This window comes from Oleiphilus sp. HI0117 (genome assembly GCF_001635235.1).
The window spans coordinates 1-2,750 of sequence record NZ_LWGA01000942.1; the positions used below are offsets into that span (position 1 = coordinate 1).

Here is a 2,750-nt window from a genome sequence, read left to right on the forward strand (position 1 = left end):
TTGTAGTTGGCCAGGGGAAACAGTTTAAATATGGCTGAGCAGTTTTTCGCGTTTTTACTCACAGTTTGGATGGAATCTTTATGAAATCATTGAGTTTAGCAGATCAGATTTTCTTATGGCTCGAGAAACGTCAGCAGCCAATGCATGTGGGTGGTTTGCACCTTTATCACTTTCCTGAAGATGCCGGCCCAAAATATGTGACAGAGCTTGCTGAGTATATGCGTTCCTTTCAGCAACCCATCGCGCCTTTTAATCAGCGTTTAAAATCTCGCTTCGGCCAATACCATTGGGAAGAAGATCTTCAGTTTGATCTAGAGCATCACTTTCGTCATAGCGCCTTACCAAAGCCAGGAAGAATTCGAGAACTACTCGCCTTGGTTTCGGTTAAGCATGGCGCCCTAATGGATCGAGAGCGACCAATGTGGGAAAGCCATTTGATTGAAGGTATTCGAGGTCGTCGTTTTGCGATGTACTTTAAAGCGCACCACTGTATGTTAGACGGTGTGGCGGCAATGCGGATGACAGCTAAGCTGTTATCAGAAGACCCTGAAGCTCGTGGTTTACCGCCTTTGTGGGCCTTGCCTCAAGTGAAGAAGATCCGTCCAGAAAATATTAATAATGCCAATATTGCGCAGAGTCTGGCAAATATCGTCGGTGAGGCCGGGAAGCAAATTTCTACGGTGCCGACGCTTATTAAAGAAGTGAGTCATGCTATAGGGCAGGCACGATCTAATCCAGATTATGTCTCTGTGTTTCAGGCGCCGAACAGTATTCTAAATAAGCCAATAACAGGCTCGCGTCGTTTTGCAGCGCAGTCATATCCAATAGAACGCTTTAAAACCTTGGCTAAGAAAATGGACGCCACACTGAATGATGTTGTGTTGGCTGTTTGCGGTAGTGCCTTACGTAATTATTTAATTAGTCAACATTCCTTACCCACTAAACCCTTAGTTGCGATGGTTCCAATGTCTATGCGCCGAGATGATAGTGCGGCGGGAAATCAAATTGCGATGATCCTTGCTAGCCTGGGAACCCATGTTGCTGACCCAGCTAAACGCTTGGAAATGGTAAAAAATTCGGTCAAAGATTCCAAAGAGCGATACTCACAGATGTCGCTTGAAGAAGCGATCAATTATACCGCTTTGACCTTGGCACCCGCTGGTTTGAATATGTTAACGGGTTTGTCGGAAAAACTTCAGGCATTCAACGTTGTTATTTCTAATGTACCAGGGCCAAAGAAAACACAGTATTGGAATGGTGCGCAGCTAGAGGGGATGTATCCCGTTTCAATACCTCTGGATCGTATTGCCTTGAATATTACTTTGGTCAGTTATGTAGATCAGTTAGAATTCGGCTTTACGGCTTGCCGCCGCACCTTGCCGTCTATGCAGCGTTTGCTGGATTATGTACAGAAGGGATTAGAGGAATTGGAAGTGGCCGCTGACATCTAAGATATTACCCTACTGACCATTTCGATTGGCAAGTAACAAACTTAACGACTAGTAGATATAGAGATATGACAAAGAAGACTGAAGATAAACCTCAATCGTTCGAGCAGAAAGTGAGCTATGGATTTGGATGGCAGTTTGGCCGTCAGATGCAAAAGAACCGCTTCGAGGGAATGGATATTGAAGCAACGATTCAGGCTTTGCGAGCATGCTTTAATGGTGAACCTTCGGCTTTGTCCGAAAGCGAACTCAACGAAGCCTATGACACGATTAAAGAAAAGCGCATGCAGTTCGAGAAAGATCGTACCGAGAAGTATCAGGATTTGTGCAAAACTTTCTTAGATGAAAATGCCAAGCGAGAAGGCGTACAAGTTACCGACTCAGGTCTACAGTACGAAATTCTGGAAAGTGCAGAGGGCGATAAGCCTAGTATTGATCAGACTGTACGCGTTCACTATCACGGCTCATTCATTGATGGCCAGGTTTTTGACAGCTCTATTACCCGAAATGAACCCGCTGAGTTTGCATTAGATCAGGTTATCCCCGGTTGGACGGAAGGTTTATCAATGATGCCTGTCGGCTCAAAGTGGCGCTTTGTAGTACCCTCTAAGCTAGCCTATGGTGAAATGGGCTCGCCGCCAGCAATACCGCCTAACGCGGTACTGGTATTCGATGTTCACCTGATGAATATTGTTAAGTAAGACTTGCCGTTTTTGCTACCAGGCACCTCGAAGAGCAATACTGCGTGGTGCCTGATTAAGGCCTAGGAAGCTTCTGCTTTCTCTGTATTTACAAAGTAATAGGAGGGCTGAGGGATGACAATTACGCAACTTACTGAACTATTAGGTTGGGCGGTTTTGATTAATCTTGCTTATCTGTCTCTGGCTAGTATCGCGGTGGTATTTTTCAAAGAGGCCATTACATCGATACACAGCAAGATGTTTGATCTTGAGGAAAAGCAACTGGCCCCTGTTTATCTTAGCTTTCTAAGCCAGTACAAAGTCATGACTTTGGTGTTTTTTGTTGCGCCCTACCTTGCGTTGAAGATTATGTGGCATTAGCTCTGCTTTGACCTGAGTAGCGCAGCCTACGGCTAGCGTGAAAACTTTAGAATATGGCCTTTGAACTGGCCCTCTAAATAGTCGGTATGCTCAGGCTTAAAGTGGCTTGAGCTAAAACCAAAGTCAATCATTCGTTTGCTGAGTTTGTTTTTTTTGCCGCGCCCAGGATCTACCAAAATGACCTCACTTGTTGGCTTGGAGTGTCTTTCAAAGAAATTAGCTAATAAGCTAATGTGTTCGT

General features: G+C 44.9%; 3 protein-coding genes and 1 pseudogene. 3 read left to right on the forward strand and 1 reads right to left on the reverse strand.

Features of this window, described 5'->3' with window-relative positions:
• Nucleotides 1-80 precede the first annotated feature (80 nt).
• The 3 genes from A3757_RS16860 to A3757_RS16870 all read left to right on the forward strand — a co-directional run bounded on the left by A3757_RS16860 (nucleotide 81) and on the right by A3757_RS16870 (nucleotide 2,509).
• Nucleotides 81-1,451 carry a wax ester/triacylglycerol synthase family O-acyltransferase gene (locus A3757_RS16860; protein WP_068512090.1) on the forward strand — a complete coding sequence of 457 codons (1,371 nt, stop codon included), beginning with the start codon at nucleotides 81-83 and terminating at the stop codon, nucleotides 1,449-1,451.
• 65 nt (nucleotides 1,452-1,516) lie between these two features.
• Nucleotides 1,517-2,149 (forward strand): FKBP-type peptidyl-prolyl cis-trans isomerase, encoded by a 633-nt coding sequence (locus A3757_RS16865; protein WP_068512094.1) that lies wholly within the window; start codon nucleotides 1,517-1,519, stop codon nucleotides 2,147-2,149.
• A gap of 114 nt (nucleotides 2,150-2,263) precedes the next feature.
• The gene (locus A3757_RS16870; RefSeq protein WP_068512097.1) at nucleotides 2,264-2,509 is read left to right on the forward strand and encodes a DUF6868 family protein; all 246 of its coding nucleotides are present in this window, start codon (nucleotides 2,264-2,266) and stop codon (nucleotides 2,507-2,509) included.
• Between the two features lie 32 nt (nucleotides 2,510-2,541).
• Here the strand turns inward: A3757_RS16870 and A3757_RS27665 are convergent.
• Nucleotides 2,542-2,750: pseudogene (locus A3757_RS27665) on the reverse strand (histidine kinase); the annotation flags it as partial.